This window comes from Streptomyces sp. ME19-01-6, assembly GCF_033793745.1.
Lineage (GTDB): Bacteria > Actinomycetota > Actinomycetes > Streptomycetales > Streptomycetaceae > Streptomyces.
The window spans coordinates 1-22,402 of the sequence record NZ_JARAXF010000002.1 but is presented as its reverse complement, the minus strand read 5'-3'; the positions used below and the strand labels follow the sequence as shown (position 1 = coordinate 22,402).

The window sequence follows — 22,402 nt, the reverse complement described above, 5'->3', positions numbered from 1 at the left end:
GATGCTCCTGTCGGTCGGTACATCGAAGTCGGTACATCGAAGGGGCGTGGGTTCAGTGGGTGTCGCGGCCGGCCAGGCGCTCGACCCCGCGCAGCAGCGCGGAGTGGTCCAGGCCGCCGTCGCCGCGGGCGCGGGCCGAGGCGACCAGCTGGGCGACCACGGCGCCCACGGGCAGGGGCGCCCCCACCGCGCGTGCGGCGTCGGTGACGATGCCCATGTCCTTGTGATGCAGGGCGATACGGAAGCCGGGCTTGAAATCACGGTCGAGCACCGCCCGCCGCTTGCGGGCCAGGACGGTGGAGCCGGCCAGGCCGCCGCCCAGGACCTCCAGGGCCGCCTTCAGGTCCACCCCGGCGTTCTCCAGGAAGACCACGGCCTCGGCCAGGGCCTGGAGGTGGATGGCGACCATCAGCTGGTTGGCGGCCTTGACCGTCTGTCCGGCCCCGTGCGGGCCCACATGCACGATGGTGGTGCCCAGCGCCTCGAACACCGGCCTGGCGTCGGCGAAGTCGTCCGGATCGCCGCCGACCATGATGGACAGCACGCCCTCGACGGCGCCCGCCTCTCCGCCGGACACGGGGGCGTCGAGTGTACGCAGGCCCTTGTCCCGCGCGGCGGCGTCCACCTCCAGCGAGGTCTGCGGGGTGATGCTGCTCATGTCGATCAGCAAGGTGCCCGGAGTGGCGTGTTCCAGGACGCCGCCCTCGCCGAGGACGACCTCCTTCACCTGCGGGTCGGCCGGGACCATGGTGATCACGACCTCGGCGTCGCACACCGCGCCGGCGATGCTGTCGGCGCCCCGGCCACCGGCCGCGACCAGGGTGTCCACGGCCGCGCGGCTGCGGTTGTAGCCGGTGACGGTGTGGCCGGCCCGTACCAGGTTGGCGGCCATCGGGCCGCCCATGATGCCCAGGCCGATGAAGGCGATCTTCCGTGAAGTGGCACTCATCGTAGGTTCCTTCGTGTCGTGCGTGTCGTTGGGGTCGTCCGTGTGGTCGGGGTTGTCTCGATCCCGGTCAGGCATGGTGGTCGTTGCCGCGCCGTTCGCGCGGGAGCCAGTCGAAGCTGTCCACGCTCGGGCCCTCGGGCTTGTACTCCAGGCCCACCCAGCCGGCGTAGCCCACGGTCTGGAGGTCCACCAGCAGCCCGTCGAGGTCCAGTCCTCCCGTACCGGGCGCTCCCCGTCCGGGCGCGTCCGCTATCTGTACGTGTCCGATGCGGTCGGCGTGGGCGGCGATGACACCGGCCACGTCGTCGCCGTTGACGGTGAGGTGGTAGAGGTCGGCCAGGAGACGGAGGTTGCGGCTGCCGGACTCGGCCACCACCCGGTCGATGACGGCGAGCGTGTCCGCGGCAGTGCGCAGCGGGTACGCAGGGGCGCCGCTGACCGGCTCCAGCAGGACCGTGCCGCCGACGCGTTCCACGGCCTTGGCGGCCAGCGCCAGATTCTCCACCGCCAGGTCGTCCTGGACCGCAGGGGCGACGCCGTCGACCCGGTTGCCGTACAGGGCGTTGAACGACCGGCATCCCAGTTGCTCTCCGATCGCCACGGTGACGTCGATGTTGTCGCGGAACTCCGCTGCCCGGGCCGGCCAGGACACCAGGCCGCGGTCGCCCCCGGGCATGTCCCCGGCGAAGAAGTTCAGCCCGGTCAGCCGGACACCGGCATCACGTATCGCCCGGACGAAGGCGTCGACCTCCGCATCCGTCGGCACGGCCGTCGCGTAGGGCCACCAGAACTCGACCGCGTCGAACCCGGCGGCCTTCGCAGCGGCCGGACGCTCTAGCACCGGCAGTTCGGTGAACAGGATCGACACATTGACTGTGCAGGGAAGTCGGTTCTTCATCAGTTCTCCCGGCCGAGGGTCGTCAGGTACGGACGCCAGCCGCCGAAGGCGGTGATCTCCTTGTGGATGCCCTTCTCCAGCTCGCCACGGTGAAGGACCATCGAGGAGGACGACGAGCCGTCCTGGAGCCGGATGATGCCGAACTCCAGCTCCGGCGGCTCGGTGGGCAGCAGGTGGTCGCGGAGCACCTCATCGGGAACGTCGTAGACCTCGCCGTCCACCGCGGCGTCGACGCCGGGGTCGGGCAGCAGCCCGGGGCAGGTGTCCCGGATCGAGAAGAAGCGGTAGCCGGGAGCGGTACGGGTCCGCGCCACGAGCGGGGCCCCGCGCAAGTGGTGATGGAAGGGGCCGCCCTCCATCGCCTGGCCGTTGAGGAACATGTGTGCCATGGGATCTCCCTTGGACAGGGGGCGTGCGATCAGCCAGGGGTGCCGGCGCCTCGGACCGCGGCGGCGACCGCGGGTGCGACGGCAGGGTCGAAGACGCTGGGGACGATGAATGCGGGGCTCAGCTCGTCGGCCGCCACCGTGTCGGCGATGGCGCGCGCTGCCGCGATGAGCATGCCGTCGGTGATCTCGCGGGCGCCCGCGTCCAGGAGTCCGCGGAAGATACCGGGGAAGGCCAGGACGTTGTTGATCTGGTTGGGGAAGTCGCTGCGGCCCGTGGCGACGACGGCGGCGTGGCGCCGCGCCTGGACGGGATCGATCTCCGGGTCGGGATTGGACAGCGCGAAGACGACCGCGTTCGGTGTCATACGGGCGACGTCGGCGCCGGTCAGAATGTTCGGAGCGGATACGCCGATGAAGACGTCCGCGTCCTTCAGAGCCTCGGACAGGGTGCCGGAGCGGTTCCGGCGGTTGGTGTGCTCCGCGATCCAGACACGGTTCCCGTCGAGCCCGGACCGTCCGGGATGGACGGCTCCGCCACGGTCACAGGCGATGATGTCGCCCGCTCCCTCGGCAGTCAGCAGCCGGATGATGGCGGATCCCGCGGCTCCCACCCCGCTGACGACGATCGTGACGTCGGCGAGTTCCTTCCCCACGACGCGCAGGGCGTTGGTGAGTGCGGCCAGGACGACGACCGCCGTGCCGTGCTGGTCGTCATGGAACACCGGGATGGCGAGCCGGTCGCGCAGCCGTCGTTCGATCTCGAAGCAGCGTGGTGCGGAGATGTCCTCGAGATTGATGCCGCCGTAGACCGGGGTGAGGAGCTCGACCGTCCGTACGATCTCGTCGGTGTCCTGGGTGTCCAGACACACCGGCCAGGCGTCCACGTCGGCGAACCGCTTGAACAGGGCCGCCTTGCCCTCCATGACGGGCAGAGCGGCCGCCGGTCCGAGGTTGCCCAGTCCGAGGACGGCCGATCCGTCGGTCACCACAGCCACGGTGTTGCGCTTGACCGTGAGGCGTCGGGCCTCCTCGGGTCTGTCGGCGATGGCCTCACAGATCCGCGCCACTCCCGGTGTGTAGGCGCGGGACAGGTCGTCCCGGTGGCGCAGTTCGACCCGGGGAGTGACCTCCAGCTTGCCACCGAGGTGCATGAGGAACGTGCGGTCGCTCACCTCGCGCACATACACATCCTCCAGCGCCATGACCGCTTCGGCGATGGCTTCGGCATGTGCTCCGTCGACGGCGTCGCAGGTGAGGGTCGCGACGATGCGGTCGGCGCTCGTCTCGACGACCTCCAGGGCGGTGAGCGCGCCCGCGGCACCACTCACCGCCCTGGCCAGCCGTGAGGTGGAGGTGGCCACCGCGGGAGCCTCCACACGGAGGGTGACGGCGTATCCGGGGCTGGGTGTGGACATGCGCTGACCTCGCAGGGGCGGGAGGGGCCCGGCAGGGAGCCGGAGCTTCTGCGATGCGGATATTATTTTCTGCATCGCGGAATAACAACCCCCCTCGCCTGCTCTCGCCCGCCGGTCTTCGTGGGTGCCTCGCCCTGCGCCTCACGCTTCGGTGGCATTGCGTGGCAGGCTCGTCGGCGCGGTGGCGGGGTCCGGTCGAAAGAGTGCGTCAGGGGTGCGAAAAGCCTTGACAGGCCCTCGTGGCGGACCTATACATCTGCCAATTGAAAATTCATTTCCGCATAGTGAAAAAGCCTTGCCGTGTCTCGCCTGTTGGCGAGGCATCGCGGTGCGTGGCGTCCCAACGGCACCGCACGTGGCACCACCCAGACGGCCTCGCCCCCTCAGCGGTGTACGGCCCGGCCCAGGAGGTTCTCGACGTGAAACCCATCCATCTGCTCGGCGCGATCCCGTTCCTCGGGATCCTCGGCGGGATCTTCTTTGCGAACCGGGTGACGCCCTACGTCCTCGGTATGCCGTTCATCCTCTTCTGGCTGGTCATGTGGGTCGTGCTGATCTCGGCGACCATGGCCGTCATCTACCGTCTGGACCCGGCGAACCGGGAGGAGCAGAACTCGTGATCGCTCTCGCCGTCATCTTCGTCTTCCTCCTCGCGGCCCTGGGCCTGGGACTGCGCGCCCGCCGCGGCAGGGACATGGATCTCGAACAGTGGTCGGTGGGCGGCCGCGGCTTCGGGACGGTCTTCGTCTTCCTGCTGCTGGCCGGCGAGATCTACACGACCTTCACCTTCCTGGGCGCCTCGGGATGGGCCTACGGCAAGGGCGCACCCGCCTACTACATCCTCTGTTACGCCTCACTGGCCTACGTCTTGTCGTACTGGCTGCTGCCGGCCGTGTGGCGCTACGCCAAGCAGCACCGGCTGATCTCGCAGTCCGACTTCTTCGTCGCCAAATTCGACAGCCCGCTGCTCGGCGCGCTGGTGGCCCTCGTCGGAGTCGTCGCGATGGTGCCCTACCTCGTCCTGCAGCTGAAGGGGCTGGGGATCATCGTGTCCGTCTCCTCCGACGGCCGTATCTCCTCCCACTGGGCCATTGTGATCGGCACGGTGGCGCTGACCCTCTATGTGACGATCTCGGGCATCCACGGCTCGGCCTGGACCTCGGTGCTCAAGGACGTCGCCATCCTCGCGGTCGTCCTCATCCTGGGCATCTACCTGCCGATGCACTACTACGGCGGTGTCGGGGAGATGTTCCGGGCAGTGGACCAGGCCCACCCCCACGCCCTCACCCTGCCCTCCAGCGGCATGAGCACATCGTGGTTCGCATCCACCGTGCTGCTCTCGGCGGTCGGCTTCTACATGTGGCCGCACACCTTCAGCGCCTCCTACAGCGCCCAGAACGAACGCGTCTTCCGCCGCAACGCCATCTTCATGCCGCTCTACCAGCTCATCCTGCTCTTCGTCTTCTTCGTCGGCTTCACCGCCGTCCTGGTCGTGCCCGGCCTCAAGGGCGCCGACGCGGACCTGTCCCTGCTGCGCATCACCACCGCCACCTTCCCCTCGTGGTTCGTCGGCATCGTCGGTGGCGCGGGACTGCTCACCGCGCTGGTCCCCGGGTCCCTGCTGCTCATGACCTCCGCGACCTGCCTGGCGAAGAACGTCTACCGCCTCGCCCGGCCCCACACCAGCGAGAAGCACATCGCCCGCTTCGCACAGCTGCTCGTGCCGGCCCTCGCCCTGATCTCCCTCTACTTCACCTTCAACGGCGGCAGCTCGATCGTCTCGCTGCTGCTCATGGGCTACGCACTGGTCACCCAGCTCTTCCCCGCGCTGCTGGCGAGCCTCGCGCCACGACAGATCGTCACCAAACAGGGAGCAGCCGCGGGCATCGTCGTCGGAGTCACCACGGTCGCCGTCGTCACCCTCTCCGGCGTCACGGTGGGCAGCCTGCTACCGGCGCTCCCTCAGGCGATCAAGGACCTCAACGTAGGCATCATCGCCCTCGCCCTCAACACCGTGGCGATGGTGGCCGTCTCCGCCGCCACCCGCACCGCGAGCCCGGCCACCGCCGTCCCCCTGCGGCCCGAATCCGAAGCCACGGCCGGCACCGGCTGACCTGACCCGCCCCTCGGGCCGGGGCCTCCTGGGGGCGGTCCCGGCCCGCGGACGAGGTTGAGGCCATGTGAACCGGCGGCCGCAGAAACCTTGCCAAGCCGAACGCGTCCGTGCTGGTCAGCGGCCGAGGGGCCTGGCGTGCTCGAAGGCGTCGTCGATGAGCACGACCTGGCGACCTGCGGCGGCCAGCAGGGAGGCCGCGATCGCGGCCCTGAAGCCGCTGTGGCAGTGGACCCAGATCTCGGCGTCCGGCAGGGTGGGCAGGGCGTGGGGCAGTTCGGGCAGCGGTATGTGCCGGGCGCCGGGCAGGTGGCCGCGACGCCACTCGCCGCCGCTCCTGACGTCCAGGATCTCCATCGGCCGCCCGGCCAGGGCGGCGGCCAGAGTGGTGAAGTCCGTACGCGGGTAGGAAGTCAGCCACCGGGGGCCCGCCCACTCCAGCGGGTTTCCGGTGGCGACGGCCACGGGATGGTCGAAGCCGATCCGGAGGAGTTCCTTCCTGGCGGCTTCGAGTTGTTCCGCGTCGGTGGCCAGCAAGGTGAGCGGGGTGCCGAACGGCACCAGCCAGCCCAGGTACGTGGCGAAGGCTCCGCGGGCGTCGATGTTCACCGTGCCCCGCAGGTGGGTGTGCGCGAAGTCCGCTCGTGGCCGTACATCCACCACCCATTCGTTGGCCGCGATGCGGGTGGCCAGCTCGGTCAGGCCCGCGGAGCGGGGAGCGCCGAGGTCGGCCACGGGTGTCGGCCCGGTGGCATTGATCGTGGCCATCCGGTGGTAGTACGCGGGGTAGGGCTCAAGGCCGGACAGGGCGCCGGCGACGAAGGCGTCCTCGTCCAGAGTGAAGACGGGATTGGCGGCACGTTCGCGGCCGATTGTCGAACGCTCGACCGCTCCGGCCGTCGCCGCCGCACAGAAGCTCCCGAAGCCATGGGTCGGCAGGACCACGGTGTCATCGGACAACACCTCGGCCAGATGGCGGGCCGACCGGTACTGCCGACGCGCCAGCGGCTCGGCCAGTTCCGCCCCCATCAGGTCGGTGCGCCCGGTCGTCCCGTACAGCACCGACCCCCCGGTGCACACGAGCCGCGGCGCCCCACCGTCGAGCGTGAACGCGTACGCCAGGTGATGGTCGGTGTGCCCGGGCGTGGCGATCACCCGGATCCTCAGCTTCCCGACCGGGATCTCGTCCCCGTCGCCCGCCCGTACGGCGTCGAAGCCCAGCTCGGGGCCGGCCGGCACCACGTAGACCGCGTCCAGACGGCGGGCCAGTTCCAGACCGCCCGTGACGTAGTCATTGTGCACGTGGGTCTCCACCACCGCGCCGAGCCGCCATGCCCGCGAGTCGAGCACGGCCGTGATCCGCTCGATGTCACGCTGAGGGTCCACCGCGACCGCGACCGTGCCATCCGTGATCAAGTAGCTGCGATTGCCCAGACCGAGCGTGGCAAGCTGGACCACGTCCAGATCTTCGATGGCGGCCCCGTGGCGTCCACCGTCTGCCTCAGCCGCTGGGCTCCTGGACACTTCCGCTCCCTCACGAGGACGGGTGGAGGCCCCCTTCGCCCCCTTCAATCACCTTTCGATGGGCACGCCGACCATCGAGCCGTACTCGGTCCACGACCCGTCGTAGTTCTTGACGTTCGGATGGTCGAGGAGTTCATGGACGACGAACCAGGTGTGGGCGCTGCGCTCACCTATGCGGCAATAGGCGATGGTGTCCCTGCCGAAGTCGATACCGGCGTCACGGTAGAGGGCCCGCAGCGCCTCGTCGGATGTGAAGGTGCCGTCTTCGTTGGCCGCCTTCGACCAGGGGACATTCCTGGCAGTAGGGATGTGGCCGCCGCGCTGCGCCGCTTCCTGCGGCAGGTGGGCAGGGGCCAGCAGTTCCCCGGAGAACTCCTGCGGCGAGCGGACATCGATCAGGTTCCTGTCGCCGATCGAGCCGAGCACCTCATCCCGGAACGCCCGGATCGAATAGTCCGGCTCTTTGGCCGTGTAATCGGTCCTGGGCCGCTGCGGCGCCTCGTCGGTCAGCGGTCTGGACTGCAGCTCCCACAGCTTGCGGCCACCGTCGAGCAGCCGCACCCGGTCATGTCCGTAGATCTTGAAGTACCAGTAGGCGTAGGCGGCGAACCAGTTGTTGTTGCCGCCGTACAGCACCACCGTATGGTCAGGCGCGATGCCGCGCTGTGACAGTAGTTCCTCGAAGTGCTCGCGGTCCACGAAGTCCCGGCGGACCGGATCCTGCAAGTCGTTCTTCCAGTCGAATTTCACCGCGCCGCGGATATGGCCCTGCTCGTAGGCGCTCACATCCTCGTCCACCTCGGCGAACACCAACTGAGGATCATCCAGGTGCTGCTCTGCCCAGTCGGCGTCGACCAGTGACTGCTCACGGCTCATCGTCGCCTCCATCTCATCCGGGCGAACGAAGACCTTCCGTAACGTCAAAGGTACGCTCAGTCGTATCGAGTTCTTCCATATCCAGGACAACTCTCGATGCCTCGGCAGTCAACTCGGCGTGAGGCCCCCACGCGTCGAGCCGGGCGGCCGGCGGCGCGATCGGGCACGGCATGCCGTAGCTGCGCGTACGCCCTCTATATGCCGCCAGCCTCATTGAATCGCACGATTTCCTCCATCGTTTGCTGCAGTTTCAGCTCGTCCTGGTCGGAAACGATTGCTTGTCCAACGCGGCCGTACGGCCCGGCCGGCGCATCAGGTGAATATTGGATCTCATCAAAAAGGAAGTTGCGTTCGAAATCCTTCTGTGTCAAATTGCCGCCCCTGGGGCGACGTAGGAGTATGTATCCGTAGAAGCGATCAGGTGCACTGCTGTCCAGGGTTTCAGTCACCTCTTCCCCGAGTGCGAGGCTGATTTCGACGTCAAAGAGATCGACGCCGAATGTCAATTTATTGATCTGAGGGGATAGCGCCCCTGGGAGGCGGATGGCGCACTCGCCAAAAGTCAGCCCCGATTCTTGCGTGAACGCTTCCAGATGGAAAACGCAATCGGGTGGGTTCAGGCTGGCGAGCGCCTGCCTGGCGAGTTTCTCCGCTTGATGGAACAGTGTTGAATGCCGCCTTCTGTCCAGGATGTGTGCGGCCAGGACACCGCCTTGTACGGCATTGAGCGGTGAGATGTGGTTGCGGCTCATGGATGACCACCGAAGATCGCCATTCTTCCAGATGCCATCAATGTAGACTTCTGAGCCGTCTATGAAGGACTCGGCGACGATCTCGACATCCGACTGACCGGGGAACAGCTTCAAAGCTCGTGAATACTCTTCCGGAGAACGGATGATGTTCGTGCGCAGGGCGCCGGCTCCGGTCGCCGGTTTGATCACGAAGGTGGCCCCGAGGTCGTCGGAAAGCTCCGTGAACGAAGTATCCTTCGATAGGTATCGGCAGCGTGCGCGCTTGACCTGGGGCGGCAGCTTGCTCTTCTGTAGATATTTATCCCGGAAATAAAGATTCGCCTTTGAGTCGGTATTCCCGGGCAGATTCAGCTGTTGTCGCAAATAGGCTGCCCCGAAAACGCCCATCTCATGGACGGTCAGCACTCCTGCTGCATCATCAATGTGAGCGGAGAGTGCTGCTCGCAATATTTCCTGGGCGTTCTCCATGTCGGCGACGCGCTTGAATCTCCGACCCTCTGGCGTGTTCACCGGCGGCTGTACGATATAGAAGGGCTCCAAGTCTCGGCGCTGCAGCGCCTGGTCGAGACCGTCCCTATGTCCGATAACAATCATCGTCGGCATTCTTGTCTCTCCCCGTTACGGCTGACCAAAACCTTGAGAAGTGATTTGCCATACTGCCACCCGAGGCAGACACGGTGGCATCATTCCATAGGGGTGCGGAAATGTGGCGTGTGATGTGAGCCACAAGTCGATCTCTGTAATGGGTGGCATGGAGCCACTTATTCCATTCCTGCCCACCTGGGTGTATTCGCCATGCCGGCTGACGTCGATGCCTGCGTCGGCTGCAGTCGGTCACGACGTCACGGATGCCGCTCGACCGCTCGAACCGGCAGGTAGCGCGGGGGCGGGGCGACCGCGCCGGTGTGGGGGCGGACTCTCGCGTCGGGAAGGCATTCCAGGCGCCACCGGCTCGCGATCGTCGCCACGACGAGGGTGAGCTCGGCCATGCCGAGGACATCTCCGACGCACTTGCGTGCGCCACCGCCGAATGCCTTGAAGGCGCCGCGCGGGGTGACCGAGTCGGACTCCGGATGCCAGCGGTCGGGGGCGAATTCTCTGGGGTGTTCGAACAGGTCGTCGCGGCGGTGGAGGATGAGGGGGACGACGAGAACGGTGGTTCCGGCCGGCAGCTTCCGTCCGGCCAGGCGGACCTCCCTGGTGGTCTTGCGGAAGAGGGTCCACGCGGGTGCGTACAGGCGCAGTGTCTCGGTGAGCACTCGGCCGGTGAAGGCCAGGTCGGGAAGGTCCTTCCAGCGGGCCGGCCGCCCGCCCAGCACGGCGTCGACTTCGTGGTGCAGTCGGCGCTCGGCCGCCGGGTGCTGGGCCAGCAGATAGAAGACGGAGGTCAGTACGGTGGCTGGGCTGTGACTGCCGGCCGCCAGCATGATGATGGCCTGGTTGCGGACCTCGGTGTCGTCCAGCCGCTCACCGCTGTCCCCCCGGGCGGCGAGCAGCGCCGCCAGCATGTCCTTCCCCGTCTCGCCGGCTCGCCGGTAGTCCGCGACGATGCGGTCCACGGTGCCGCGGAGCTGATGGACGGCCCGCCGCTGACGCCGCTCCGTCGAGCTGAGCCGACTGATCAGCCGCGCGATGCCATGGGGCGGTGTGACTCCACCGGTCATTGCGAGGAACAGGCGGCACACCTCGTCCATCGTCGCGGCGTCCACCCGGTCGGAGAACAGCATGCGGACCACGGATCGCAGGGTGAGGGTATGCAGCACGGGAAAGAGGTCGAACGTCTGCCCCGCCTGCCATGAGTTCGGCAGGGCGGCGGCTTCGTCCTCCACCACCGGGGCGTACCCTTCGAGCCGGTCGCGGTGGAACGCCGGCTGGATGAGGCGGCGTTGTCTGCGATGGCCGGGGTGTGTGGCAGTGGCCACACACTCTCCGAAGAGCTCCCGGCAACGCTCCTGCACCGCGCCGCCGCGGTCGAAGGTGCGGTCGTCCGCCAGGATCTGCCGCACCAGCTGTGGGTGGCATGGCACGTACACCCGCTCGCGCCCGAGTCTGATCTCGACCAGGTCGCCGACGCCCGGCAGCGACTCCAGGAAGCGAAGGGGTTCCCGCTGCAGTTGTCGGGCGTGGCCCAGCAGGGGAAGCGCTCCGGGCGCGAGGCCGGTGGTGAAGGGGTCGGACATGGTTCTTCCCCGTTCCGTCGGTTCTGAGTGTCCGGCGAGGTGCCGTCCTCGCACCGCCTGAGGAAGGCTCCGGTCTCGCCGTCCTCGGGGTATCCGGACCGTAGGAAGGCCCCGGGGCCTCGCGGAACCCCCTAACGGCCCCTGACCAGGCAGGTCGCGCGCCGCCGACAGGCCGTCGGAGCAGGGCGGGAGGCGCTCCGCCGCCGTACGAGGACGATTCCGCCGAGCCTCGAGCGAACCCGCACACACTGCGGTCCGGAATTAGTCATGATCCGTGACATCAGTCCGGGAGGGCCATGCTCATTGACCGGAGCGCTCACTTGGAGCTGGCGGAGGCGACGCTTCATGAGTGCGCGGCAGGCGATTTCCGGCTGTTGGTCGCCGAGGGCGGGCCGGGGTGCGGCAAGAGCGAATTCCTGAAGCGATTCCTGGGGATCGCGGCCGAATCCGGTGCCGTGGTCTTCGACGCGCCAGGTCTGCCCGGCGAGAGCGGCACCCCCCTCGGGCTCGTACGGCGGTTGGCCGAGCACCCGGCGTTGCCGGACCGGACCCGCGAGAGGCTGCGCCCCGCCCTGGCACAGGGCGGGCCCCGGGCCGCGGAGCGGCTGGGCGGGGCGCTGTGCGCGCTCTCCGCGTCCGCACCGCTGGTGATCGCGGTCGATGATCTGCACCACGCGGACCAGGTTTCGGTGCGGCAGCTGCTGCATGTCGCGCACCACGCCCGCTCGGCCAGGATCCTGCTGATCGGCACGGAGAGCCCGTACGGCCCGCAGGGCCCGTACGGCCGGGGCGGCGACCCGCTGCTCGGCGCCGAACTGCTGCGCCACCCCGGCTTCCGGCGCATCACGCTCGACCCGCTCAGCCCCGAAGGCGTGGCCAAGCTGGCCGGCACACTCGGCAATCAACCGGTGGACGGCCGCCTCGGCAGCGAGTGCTACGTGTTGACCGGCGGCAATCCGCTGTTGTCGCGGGCCCTGCTGCAGGACCGGTGGGCGGTGCCGGACACCGGTGGCCGGGTTCCGCGACCCACCGTCGGGGGACCGTTCCACCAGGCGGTGACGGCCTGCCTGGCCCGCACCGGTACGCCCACCCGGGACGTCGCCGGCGCACTGGCCGTCCTCGGGTCGTCCGCCACACCCTCACTGTTGAGCCGACTGCTGGGCCTGGACACCGCCGCGGTCGACCGCGCCCTCCAGGTCCTGGAGCTGAGCGGATTGACGGACGGCCACCGCTACCGGCACCCGGTCGTCGCGGCGGCCGCCCTGGACCATCTGGACACCGCCGACCGGCGGCAACTGCACGAGCGGAGCGCCCTGCTGCTGCACGACCAGGGTGCCCGGGCCACCGAGGTCGGTGAGCACCTGCTGGCCGCCCAGCCCACGGTCCCCTCCTGGGCGGTCGCCGTGCTGCGCGACGCCGCCACCCAGGCCCTGGTCGACGACGACGCGCCCGCGGCGATCCGCTATCTGGATCTCGCCTGCCGCGCCTGCCAGGAGCCGCCCCAGAGGGCCGCGACCCGTATCGCGCTCGCCGCCGCCACCTGGCGGGTCAATCCGTCCGCCGCCGAGCACCACCTCGGCGAGACGCTCGCCGACCTGCCCACCGGCGCACTGGCGGACGGCGACGCGGCCCTGCTCGTACGGCTGCTGATCGGCTGTGGCCGACTGGAGGAGGCGGGCCGGGCGCGGGCCCGGCTGCAGGCAGTCGGCCACCCGCGCAACGGCCCCGGCCCGGACCCGGGCGCGGTGTGGCCGTCGGTGGTGCACCCCTGCCCCTGGCCCATCGCGTCCGAAGAGAACCGGCCGCAGCCCTCGCCCGACACCGCCGCCGCCCGCGAGCCCTGGGACGAGACTCCCGGCCCCGGCACGGCCGCCGCCGTCTGGGGCATCCCCGGCCCCGGCACCAGCGAGGCCGCCGCGGACGAGGCCGAGCGGCGGCTGCGCGCCTGCCCGCTGCTGGACGGCACGCTGGCGGTGGTGGCCAACGCCGTACGGACCTTGCTGCGGGCCGGCCGGACGGCCGATGCCGAGGAGTGGTGCCATCGGCTGCTGAAGGAGGCGACGGCCCGGCGCTCGCCCGGCTGGCGGGCGGAGTTCCTCGCCATCCTGGCCGAGATCGCCCTGCGCAAGGGCGTTCTGGCGGACGCCGAGGAGCGCGCCCGGCAGGCCCTGGCCTGCCTGCCCGGCCGCGGCGGCAGCGTCCTCGTCGGAGGTCCGCTCGCCTGCCAGGTCCACGCCTACACCGCCATGGGCCGGTACGACGACGCGACTCGCGTGCTGCACCACCCGGTGCCAGGCGCGCTGTTCCAGAGCGCGTACGGCCTGGCGTACCTGCGCGCCCGCGGCCACTACCACCTGGCCACCGACCACTGCCGCGCCGCGCTCGGCGACTTCCTGGCCGCCGGCCGCATGGCCCAGCGCTGGGGATTCGACCACCCCGCCCTGCTGCCCTGGCGCACCGACGCCGCCCAGGCGTTCCTGCGGCTCGGCGAGCGCGCCAAGGCGGCGCGGATGATCACGGAACAGCTGTCCTGGACCCCTTTGTGGAGCGACCCGCACACCCGGGGCGTCTCGCTCCGGCTCCGGGCCCGGGTCGCCGCCGCACCGGAGCGCCCGCACCTGCTCACCCAGGCCGTCGAGGTCCTGCAGCAGTGCGGGGACCGGCTCGAACTCGCCCGGGCGCTCGCCGACCTGGGGGACGCCTACCGGCGCGTCGGCGAGTCGGTCCGGGCCAACAACATGCGGCGCAGGGCGTGGCGGATGGCCGAGGAGTGCGGTGCCAAGGCGCTGTGCGACACCATTCTGCCGTGGCAGTCGATGGGCGGCGGGGACCGGCCGGACCTCCCCGGCCGCGACCAGGGAGCGGGACTGAGCGAGTCGGAACTGCGCGTGGCCATCCTCGCCGCGAACGGCAACTCCAACCGCGAGATAGCGCTGCAACTGTGCGTGACGATGAGCACGGTCGAGCAGCATCTGACGCGTGTGTACCGCAAGCTGCGCATCAGCCGCCGGCAGCAACTGCCGAAGAGTCTGATCGGCCCGGTGGGAACACCGGCGACGGACCGCAGAGAGCTGTCCTCATTCTGACGAGGTTCCGACGAGCCGTCCGAACACACCGTCCGTGATGCCACGGAGGTCCACAGGTTGGAGATGCCGATGGCCGCTGGCCACGACAAGGTGATCCAGGCGCTCCGGGCGTCCCTCAAGACCAACGAGCGGCTGAGGGACCAGATCCACCGGCTCACCACGGCGGCGCGGGAACCCATCGCCATCATCGGCATGGCCTGCCGCTATCCGGGCGGGGTGCGATCGGCGGAGGACCTGTGGGAGCTGGTGGCCGCCGGCCGGGACGCCATCGGCACCTTCCCCGACGACCGGGGCTGGGACATGGCGCGGCTCTACGACCCCGACCCGGAACGGGCCGGCACCTCCTATACCCGGCATGGCGGTTTCCTTTACCACGCGGGCGAGTTCGACCCGGGCTTCTTCGGCATCAGCCCGCGCGAGGCGCTGGCGATGGACCCGCAGCAGCGGCTGCTGCTGGAGATCTCCTGGGAGACGTTCGAGCGGGCCGGGATCGACCCGGCCTCGGTGCGCGGCAGCCGGACCGGGGTCTTCGCGGGCGTGATGTACCACGACTACGGCTCCCGGCTGCACACCGCCCCCGAAGGCTTCGAGGGCTATGTCGGCAACGGCAGCGGCGGCGGCGTGGCGTCGGGCCGGGTCGCCTACACCCTCGGCCTCGAGGGCCCGGCCGTGACCGTGGACACCGCCTGCTCCTCCTCGCTGGTCGCCCTGCACCTGGCCTGCCAGGCGCTGCGGGCGGGCGAGTGCTCACTCGCCCTGGCGGGCGGCGTGACGGTGATGTCCACCCCCAGCCTGTTCGTCGAGTACTCCCGGCAGCGCGCCCTGGCGGCGGACGGCCGGTGCAAGGCGTACGGGGCGGGGGCGGACGGCACCGGCTGGGCGGAAGGCGCCGGGATGCTGCTGGTGGAGCGGCTCACGGACGCCCTGCGGCTCGGCCACCGGGTGCTGGCGGTGGTACGGGGCGGCGCGGTCAACCAGGACGGCGCGAGCAATGGTCTCACCGCCCCCAACGGCCCCGCACAGCAGCGGGTCATCCGGCAGGCGCTGGCGAGCGCCGGGGTGTCGGGGTCCGAGGTCGACGCGGTGGAGGGACACGGCACGGGTACCAGGCTCGGCGATCCGATCGAGGCACAGGCCCTGCTGGCGACCTACGGCCAGGGGCGGCCCGGGGACCGGCCCCTGTGGCTCGGCTCGATGAAGTCCAACGTCGGCCATGCGCAGGCGGCCGCCGGCGTGGGCGGGGTCATCAAGATGGTGATGGCCATGCGGCGCGGGACGCTGCCGCGCACGCTGCACGCGGACGAGCCGTCGCCGCACGTCGACTGGGACTCAGGCGCGGTACGGCTGCTGACGGAGCCGGTCGCGTGGCCGGAGTGCGGCCGGCCCCGCCGCGCCGCGGTGTCCTCCTTCGGGGTGAGCGGCACCAACGCCCATGTGATCCTTGAGGCGGCGCCGCAGACGGAAACCGAGGACGGTCCCGCGCCGCAGGACGCGCCCGTCCGTGCCGTGGCGGGGCCGCTGCCCTGGCCCGTGTCGGGCGCGACGGCCGAAGCGCTGCGGGCCCAGGCCGCAGAACTGCGCCGCTTTGTGGCGGCCGACGAGCAGCTGCGTCCCGCCGACGTCGGGCACACCCTGGTCTTCGGCCGGTCGGACCTCGCACACCGCGCCGTCGTCCTCGGCTCCGACCGGGAAACCCTGCTGCGCGGACTGGACGCCCTGGCCGCGGGGGAGCCGGACGACGGTTCGGTCGTGCGGGGCGTGGCGGCGGCCGGGACCGGTGCCGGAGTGGTGTTCGTCTTCCCCGGACAGGGCGGCCAGTGGGCCGGCATGGGGCTGCGGCTGCTGGAGACCTCGTCCGTCTTCGCCGAGCGGATGGCAGAGTGCGAGGCGGCGTTGGCGCCGTATACCGACTGGTCGCTGATCGACGTCCTGCGCCGAACCCCCGGGGACCCGGCGTGGGAGCGGGCCGATGTCGTCCAGCCGGTGCTGTTCTCGGTGATGGTGTCGCTGGCGCAGCTGTGGCGCTCGTACGGCATTGAACCGGACGCCGTACTCGGCCACTCCCAGGGCGAGATCGCCGCTGCCCACGTCTGCGGCGCGCTGACCCTGGACGACGCCGCAAAGGTGGTCGCCCTGCGCAGCCGGGCCCTGCAGACCCTGCGCGGCTCGGGCGGCATGGCCTCCGTACCGCTGCCGGCGGACGACGTCACCGGGCTGCTGCGGACCGCGTGGCCGGACCGGCTGTGGATGGCCGCCGTCAACGCCCCCACGGCCACGGTGATCTCCGGCGACGCGGAGACACTGACGGAGGCGCTGGAGCACTACCGGGGCCAGGGCGTCGACGCGAAGCGGATCCCGGTCGACTACGCCTCCCACTGCCCGCACGTCGAAGCCGTGGAGCAGGAGCTGTCGAGCCTGTTGCGGGGGATCGCCCCACAGGCCGCCGACATCCCCTTCTACTCCACCGTGGACAACCACTGGGCCGACACCAGCGGCCTCGACGCCCGGTACTGGTACCGCAATCTCCGACAGCCCGTACGGTTCGCCGAAGCGGTCCGCGCCCTCGGCGCCGCCGAGTACCACACGTACATCGAGGTCGGCCCGCACCCCACCCTCACCCCCGCCATCCAGGACACCACCGAGGCAGACGGCGCCGCGGCCACCGTCGTCGGCTCCCTGCGCCGCGGCGAGGACGACGCCCGCCGTATCGTGACTTCGCTGGCCCTCGCCCACACCCATGGCCTGCCCGTGGCCTGGGACCGCCACTATCGGGCGCTTGCCCCCGCGGCCAGCCATGTCGACCTCCCCACCTACGCCTTCCAGCGTCGCCACTACTGGCTGGACGCTCCGGCGACGGCCGGGGACGTGACGGCCGCGGGGCTGGGCCCGGTCGGCCATCCACTGCTCGGCGCGGTGGTCGGGCTCGCCGAGGGCGACGGATATCTGCTCACCGGGCGGCTCGCCCCGCACACCCACCCCTGGCTCACCGACCACTCGGTCGCCGGCACCGTCCTGCTCCCGGGCACGGCGTATGTGGAACTGGCCGCGCACGTCGGCGAACACCTCGGCTGCCCTCGGCTGGAGGAGCTCACCCTGCACACCCCGCTCATCCTCCCCGAGAGCGGCGGCGTGGCGCTACAGGTGGCCGTCGGCGCGGCGGACGAGACCGGCCGCCGCGCGCTGAGCGTCTACGCACAGCGCGACGACGACCCCGGGCGCGACACGGCGGCCCAGGGAGCGTGGACCCGGCATGCGACCGGCACACTGGCGGCGGAGAGCGTGGCCGATGGCACGGATGGTGCCGATGGCGTCGGGCCCCTGGCGGCGGTGTGGCCTCCGCCGGGCGCGGAGCCCGTGGACATCAGCGGCCTCTACGACAGGCTGGCCGCCGCGGACTTCGGCTACGGCCCGGCCTTCCAGGGGCTGTGCGCCGTCTGGCGGCACGGCCAGGAGACCTACGCCGAGGTACGGCTGCCCGACCAGGTGGCCGCCGACGCGCCACGCTTCTGCCTCCACCCCGCCCTGCTCGACGCCGCGCTGCACCCGCTGGCGCTCGACAGCGGTCGACGGGAGGAGAACACGCCGGAACACGGTCGGCTGCCGTTCGCCTGGCGCGGTGTCCGCCTGCGCACCCCGGGCACTCCGGCGTTGCGCGTACGGCTGCGGCCGCTGGGGCCGGACACGGTGGCCGTCGACGTGGCCGACGAGACGGGCGCGCCGGTGGCCTCGGCCGAGTCGCTCACGCTGCGGCCGGTGGTCATGGAGGACCTGCGGGTCCTCGGCGGCCACCCGGGCGACGCCCTCTACGCCCTGGAGTGGGCCGCCGCGCCCGAGCCACCGACGACGGTCCTCGGGCGGTGTGCCGTGCTGGGCCACGCCACCCCTGGATGGGCCGCGGCGCTGGAGACGGCGGCTGCGGAGCCCGTACGGCGATATCCGGACCTCGCCGGGCTGGCGGCGGCCCTGGACGCGGGAGACCCACCTCCGGACCTGGTGTTCGTGGGCAGTCCTCCGGCTGCAGCCGGGCCCGATGACACGACGGTCGCCGACGTTCACACCCGTACCCGACAAGCGCTCGACCTGCTCCAAGGCTGGCTCGGCGAAGCCCGGCTGGCCGGGGCGCGCCTGGCCGTCGTCACCTGCGGCGCGGTGGCCACCGCGCCGGCTGAGGGAGTGACAGACCCGGCGGGCGCGGCGGTCTGCGGACTGGTGCGATCCGCCCAGGCCGAGGAGCCCGACCGCATCCTCCTGGTGGACCTGGACCCGGCCGAGGAATCGTGGGTGGCACTTCCGCGGGCTGCCGCGCTGGGCGAACCGCAGGTGGCCATTCGGGCCGGCCACCCGCACGTGGCCCGGCTGGTTCGAGCGGGCACCGAGGCGGACGCCCTGCCTGCGCCGCCACAGGGGAGCGGCGGCTGGCGGCTGGACTCCGTCGAAGCGGGCACGCTTCAGGGGCTGGCGCCGGTGGCGTCCTCGGCCGGATCCGCCCCGCTGGGCCCGCGCCAGGTACGGATCGAGGTGCGCGCGGCCGGGCTGAACTTCCGCGATGTCCTGGTGGCCCTGGGGATGGTCCCCGGGCAGCGGGGGCTGGGCAGCGAGGGCGCGGGGGTGGTCCTCGAAGTCGGGCCGGAGGTGGCTGACCTGGCGCCCGGGGACCGGGTGACGGGCGTGTTCGCGGACGCGTTCGGTCCGTTCGCGGTCGCCGACCGGGCCACCGTAATCCGCGTCCCCGACCACTGGTCCTTCGCCCGGGCCGCCGCCGTCCCCGTCGTCTTCGCCACGGCCTACTACGGGCTGGTGGACCTCGCTGGACTGCGTACGGGCGAGTCGGTGCTGGTGCACGCCGCGGCCGGCGGGGTGGGGCTGGCCGCCGTCCAACTGGCCCGCCATCTGGGCGCCGAGGTGTACGCCACGGCGAGCCCCGGCAAATGGGACACCCTCCGCGCCCAGGGGATTCCCCAAGAGCGCATGGCCTCCTCCCGCACCCTCGACTTCGAGAACCGGTTCGCCGGCCGGGACATCGACGTCGTTCTCAACTCCCTGGCCCATGAGTACGCCGACGCCTCGCTGCGCCTGGTGGCCGACCGGGGTGGCCGGTTCCTGGAGATGGGCAAGACCGACATCCGCGACCCGGGGGAGGTGGCGCGGGCGTACCCCGGCGTCGACTACCGGGCGTACGACCTGATGGAGGCCGGACCCGAGCGCGTCGGGGAGATCTTGCGCACCGTGCTGGGGCTGTTCGACGAGGGCGTGCTGACCCCGCTGCCGCTCACCTGCTGGGACATCCGGCAGGCCCGAGACGGCCTTCGCCAACTCCAGCAGGGCCGCACCGTCGGAAAGAACGTGCTCACGCTGGACCGTACCCCCGACCCCGACGGCACCGTCCTCATCACCGGAGGCACCGGCACCCTCGGCGCCGCGCTCGCCCGCCATCTGGCCGCCACCGGCCGAGCACGGCATCTGCTGCTGATCAGCCGCCGTGGCCCCGACGCGCCGGGGGCGCCCGAACTCATCGCCGAACTAGATCAGTTGGGCGCGAAGGCGACCGTCTCCGCCTGCGACGCCGCCGACCGTGCCGCGCTCGCCGACCTGCTCGGGCGGATCCCCGCCGAGCACCCGTTGACCGCCGTCGTCCACGCCGCGGGCACCCTCGACGACGCTACGCTCCGCTCCCTCACCCCGCGCCACCTCGACACCGTTCTGTCCGCGAAGGCCGATGGCGCCTGGCATCTGCACGAGCTGACCCGCCATGCGGACCTGGCCGCGTTCGTGCTGTTCTCGTCCGCCGCGGGCGTCCTGGGCTCGCCGGGGCAGGGCAACTACGCCGCCGCCAACGCCTTCCTCGACGCGCTCGCCTTCCAGCGGCGGGCAGCGGGGCTCCCGGCGGTGTCCCTGGCGTGGGGGCTGTGGGAAGAGGCCAGCGGCATGACCGGCCACCTCGACCGGGCCGACCGCACCCGCATGGCCCGCGTCGGCTTTCGGCCGCTGGCCACGGACGAGGCCCTGGCGTTGTTCGACAACGCCCTCACCGACGGCCCACCGCTGCTTCTCCCGGCCCGCATCGACACCAAGGCGCTCCGCGCCACCACCGCGCCGCCCCTGTTCCGGGGCCTGGTACGTCCCACCGGTCACCGGTTCCGCCCCGCGGCCCCCGACGGCCGCGCCTCCCTCAGCGCCCGGCTGGCCGGGCTCGACCCCGCCGGACAGAACGAGGCCCTGCTCGCCCTCGTCCGCGGCCACGCCACCACGGTCCTCGGCCACCCGAGCCCCGACGCCATCGCTCCCGAGGCGACCTTCCGAGACCTGGGGTTCGACTCCCTCACCGCCGTGGAGCTCCGCAACCGCCTCAAGGAGGCGACCGGCCTACGGCTCCCCGCCACCCTCGTCTTCGACCACCCCACTCCTGCCGCTCTCGCCCAGCACCTGCGGGACGGACTCCTCGGCGCCGCCGATACGGCCACCCTCCCGGCCATCTCGGCCCCGGCCCCGGGCGAGGCGATGACCGGGGCGGATGAGACGATCGCGATCGTCGGCATGGCCTGCCGCTATCCGGGCGGCGTACGCACCGCCGAGCAACTCTGGGACCTCGTCGCCTCCGGCACCGACGCCATGAGCGAATTCCCCACCGACCGCGGCTGGGACCTCGACCGCCTCTACGCCCCCTACGACCAGGACCGGCCCGGCACCACATACACCCGCCACGGGGGCTTCCTCGACGGCGCGGGGGAGTTCGACGCGGGGTTCTTCGGCATCGGCCCGCGCGAGGCGCTGGCGATGGACCCGCAGCAGCGGCTGCTGCTGGAGACTTCCTGGGAGGCTTTCGAACACGCCGGGATCGACCCCACGTCGGTCCGGCGGAGCCGGACCGGAGTCTTCGCCGGCGTGATGCCGACGGACTACGGCCCCCGGCTGCAAGACACCGTGGCCGAGGTCGAGGGCTATGTCCTCACCGGAAACTCCGGCAGCGTCGCCTCGGGGCGAATCGCCTACACGCTGGGGCTTGAGGGGCCCGCGGTGTCGGTGGACACGGCGTGTTCGTCGTCCCTGGTCGCCCTGCATCTGGCCTGCCAGGCACTGCGGGCCGGGGAGTGCTCCATGGCCCTGGCCGGCGGGGTGACGGTGATGGCGACACCCGGTGCCTTCGTGGAGTTTGCGCGGCAGCGTGGGTTGTCGGTGGATGGCCGGTGCAAGGCGTTCGGGGCGGGGGCGGATGGCACGGGGTGGGCGGAGGGTGTGGGGGTGTTGTTGGTGGAGCGGTTGTCGGATGCGCGGCGGTTGGGGCATCGGGTGTGGGCGGTGGTGCGGGGGAGTGCGGTGAATCAGGACGGGGCGAGTAATGGGCTGACGGCGCCGAGTGGTCCGTCGCAGCAGCGGGTGATCCGGCAGGCGCTTGCCGCCGCAGGGCTGGCGGCTCCGGAGGTTGACGCGGTGGAGGGGCATGGGACGGGGACGCGGCTGGGTGATCCGATCGAGGCGCAGGCGTTGCTGGCGACGTATGGTCAGGAGCGCCCGGGGGGTGTGCCGGTGTGGTTGGGGTCGGTGAAGTCGAATATTGGGCATGCGCAGGCTGCGGCGGGGGTTGCGGGGGTCATCAAGATGGTGATGGCCATGCGGTATGGGGTGTTGCCGCGGACGTTGCATGTCGAGGAGCCGTCGGAGCATGTGGACTGGTCCTCGGGCGGGGTGCGGCTGCTGTCCGAGGCCGTGCCCTGGCCGGAGACGGGTCGTGCGCGGCGTGCGGGGGTGTCCTCGTTCGGGGTCAGCGGCACCAACGCCCACATCATCCTCGAACAGGGACCGTCGGAGGAGCACCATGTCGGGGCGGATGCCTCGTGCGGGTCGTTTCCGTGGATGGTGTCGGCCAAGTCCGAGCAGGCACTGCGGGCGCAGGCGGCACGGCTGCGCTCGTATCTGGCGGCTCATGGTGAGGTGCATCTGGCCGATGTCGGGTATGCGCTGGCCACTGGCCGTGCGGCCTTTGACCACCGGGCTGTCCTCCTGGGCCCGGAGCGGGAGGACTTCCTGCAAGGGCTTCAAGCCCTGGCAGCCGGCGCCGAGCACGCGGGGCTTGTGCGGGGCATGGCCGCGGGGGTCGGGAAGCTGGCGTTCGTGTGTTCCGGACAGGGCACCCAACGCCCCCGCATGGGACACGAGCTCTACCACACCTTCCCCCTCTTCGCCCAAGCCCTCGACGAAGCCTGCACACACCTCGACCCACAC

The 22,402-nt window shown here is 71.0% G+C and carries 12 protein-coding genes; 4 read left to right on the top strand and 8 right to left on the bottom strand.

Annotated features, from left to right (window positions below):
- Window positions 1-52: 52 nt before the first annotated feature.
- The 4 genes from PV419_RS03830 to PV419_RS03815 form a co-directional block, all read right to left on the bottom strand.
- Window positions 53-949: a 2-hydroxy-3-oxopropionate reductase gene (locus PV419_RS03830; RefSeq protein ID WP_319686231.1), complete on the bottom strand. Its 897-nt coding sequence runs from the start codon at window positions 947-949 to the stop codon at window positions 53-55.
- A 67-nt stretch (window positions 950-1,016) separates the two neighbouring features.
- The gene (locus PV419_RS03825; protein WP_319686230.1) at window positions 1,017-1,847 is read right to left on the bottom strand and encodes a hydroxypyruvate isomerase family protein; all 831 of its coding nucleotides are present in this window, start codon (window positions 1,845-1,847) and stop codon (window positions 1,017-1,019) included.
- On the bottom strand, window positions 1,847-2,236 hold the full coding sequence (locus tag PV419_RS03820) for a gamma-glutamylcyclotransferase (RefSeq protein WP_319686229.1): 390 nt from the start codon (window positions 2,234-2,236) through the stop codon (window positions 1,847-1,849). Before PV419_RS03820 ends, PV419_RS03825 begins: the two co-directional genes overlap by 1 nt.
- Window positions 2,237-2,265: 29 nt before the next feature.
- Window positions 2,266-3,651, bottom strand: a complete 1,386-nt coding sequence (locus PV419_RS03815; RefSeq protein WP_319686228.1) for an NAD-dependent malic enzyme — start codon at window positions 3,649-3,651, stop codon at window positions 2,266-2,268.
- A gap of 419 nt (window positions 3,652-4,070) precedes the next feature.
- Between PV419_RS03815 and PV419_RS03810 the strand changes: the two genes are divergently transcribed.
- Both PV419_RS03810 and PV419_RS03805 read left to right on the top strand, forming a co-directional pair.
- Window positions 4,071-4,271: a DUF3311 domain-containing protein gene (locus tag PV419_RS03810; protein WP_319686227.1), complete on the top strand. Its 201-nt coding sequence runs from the start codon at window positions 4,071-4,073 to the stop codon at window positions 4,269-4,271.
- A complete protein-coding gene (locus PV419_RS03805) occupies window positions 4,268-5,764 on the top strand; it encodes a sodium:solute symporter (RefSeq protein WP_319686226.1) in 1,497 nt (498 codons plus the stop codon). Before PV419_RS03810 ends, PV419_RS03805 begins: the two co-directional genes overlap by 4 nt.
- A 117-nt stretch (window positions 5,765-5,881) precedes the next feature.
- On the opposite strand, the gene PV419_RS03800 is transcribed toward PV419_RS03805, so the two are convergent.
- The 4 genes from PV419_RS03800 to PV419_RS03785 all read right to left on the bottom strand — a co-directional run bounded on the left by PV419_RS03800 (window position 5,882) and on the right by PV419_RS03785 (window position 11,096).
- Entirely contained in the window at window positions 5,882-7,288 is a 1,407-nt protein-coding gene (locus PV419_RS03800) for an MBL fold metallo-hydrolase (protein ID WP_319686225.1), read from the bottom strand.
- A 48-nt stretch (window positions 7,289-7,336) separates the two neighbouring features.
- Window positions 7,337-8,164 carry a sulfurtransferase gene (locus tag PV419_RS03795; protein ID WP_319686224.1) on the bottom strand — a complete coding sequence of 276 codons (828 nt, stop codon included), beginning with the start codon at window positions 8,162-8,164 and terminating at the stop codon, window positions 7,337-7,339.
- Window positions 8,165-8,358: 194 nt separating this feature from the next.
- Window positions 8,359-9,519, bottom strand: coding sequence for an ATP-grasp domain-containing protein (locus PV419_RS03790; RefSeq protein ID WP_319686223.1), 1,161 nt, complete (start codon window positions 9,517-9,519; stop codon window positions 8,359-8,361).
- A 239-nt stretch (window positions 9,520-9,758) separates the two neighbouring features.
- Window positions 9,759-11,096 (bottom strand): cytochrome P450, encoded by a 1,338-nt coding sequence (locus tag PV419_RS03785; protein WP_319686222.1) that lies wholly within the window; start codon window positions 11,094-11,096, stop codon window positions 9,759-9,761.
- Window positions 11,097-11,392: 296 nt separating this feature from the next.
- Here PV419_RS03785 and PV419_RS03780 point away from each other — a divergent pair, with 296 nt between their 5' ends.
- Together PV419_RS03780 and PV419_RS03775 are read left to right on the top strand one after the other, a co-directional pair.
- A complete protein-coding gene (locus PV419_RS03780; protein WP_319686221.1) occupies window positions 11,393-14,182 on the top strand; it encodes a helix-turn-helix transcriptional regulator in 2,790 nt (929 codons plus the stop codon).
- Window positions 14,183-14,251: 69 nt separating this feature from the next.
- Window positions 14,252-22,402: SDR family NAD(P)-dependent oxidoreductase (locus tag PV419_RS03775; RefSeq protein WP_319686220.1), on the top strand; the 8,151-nt coding region annotated here is incomplete at its 3' end.

Bases quoted from the DNA above. Each gene is read 5' to 3' on its own strand.
- PV419_RS03830 (WP_319686231.1), bottom strand. From the start codon at position 949: ATGAGTGCCACTTCACGGAAGATCGCCTTCATCGGCCTGGGCATCATG.
- PV419_RS03825 (WP_319686230.1), bottom strand. From the start codon at position 1,847: ATGAAGAACCGACTTCCCTGCACAGTCAATGTGTCGATCCTGTTCACC.
- PV419_RS03820 (WP_319686229.1), bottom strand. From the start codon at position 2,236: ATGGCACACATGTTCCTCAACGGCCAGGCGATGGAGGGCGGCCCCTTC.
- PV419_RS03815 (WP_319686228.1), bottom strand. From the start codon at position 3,651: ATGTCCACACCCAGCCCCGGATACGCCGTCACCCTCCGTGTGGAGGCT.
- PV419_RS03795 (WP_319686224.1), bottom strand. From the start codon at position 8,164: ATGAGCCGTGAGCAGTCACTGGTCGACGCCGACTGGGCAGAGCAGCAC.
- PV419_RS03790 (WP_319686223.1), bottom strand. From the start codon at position 9,519: ATGCCGACGATGATTGTTATCGGACATAGGGACGGTCTCGACCAGGCG.
- PV419_RS03785 (WP_319686222.1), bottom strand. From the start codon at position 11,096: ATGTCCGACCCCTTCACCACCGGCCTCGCGCCCGGAGCGCTTCCCCTG.
- PV419_RS03780 (WP_319686221.1), top strand. From the start codon at position 11,393: ATGCTCATTGACCGGAGCGCTCACTTGGAGCTGGCGGAGGCGACGCTT.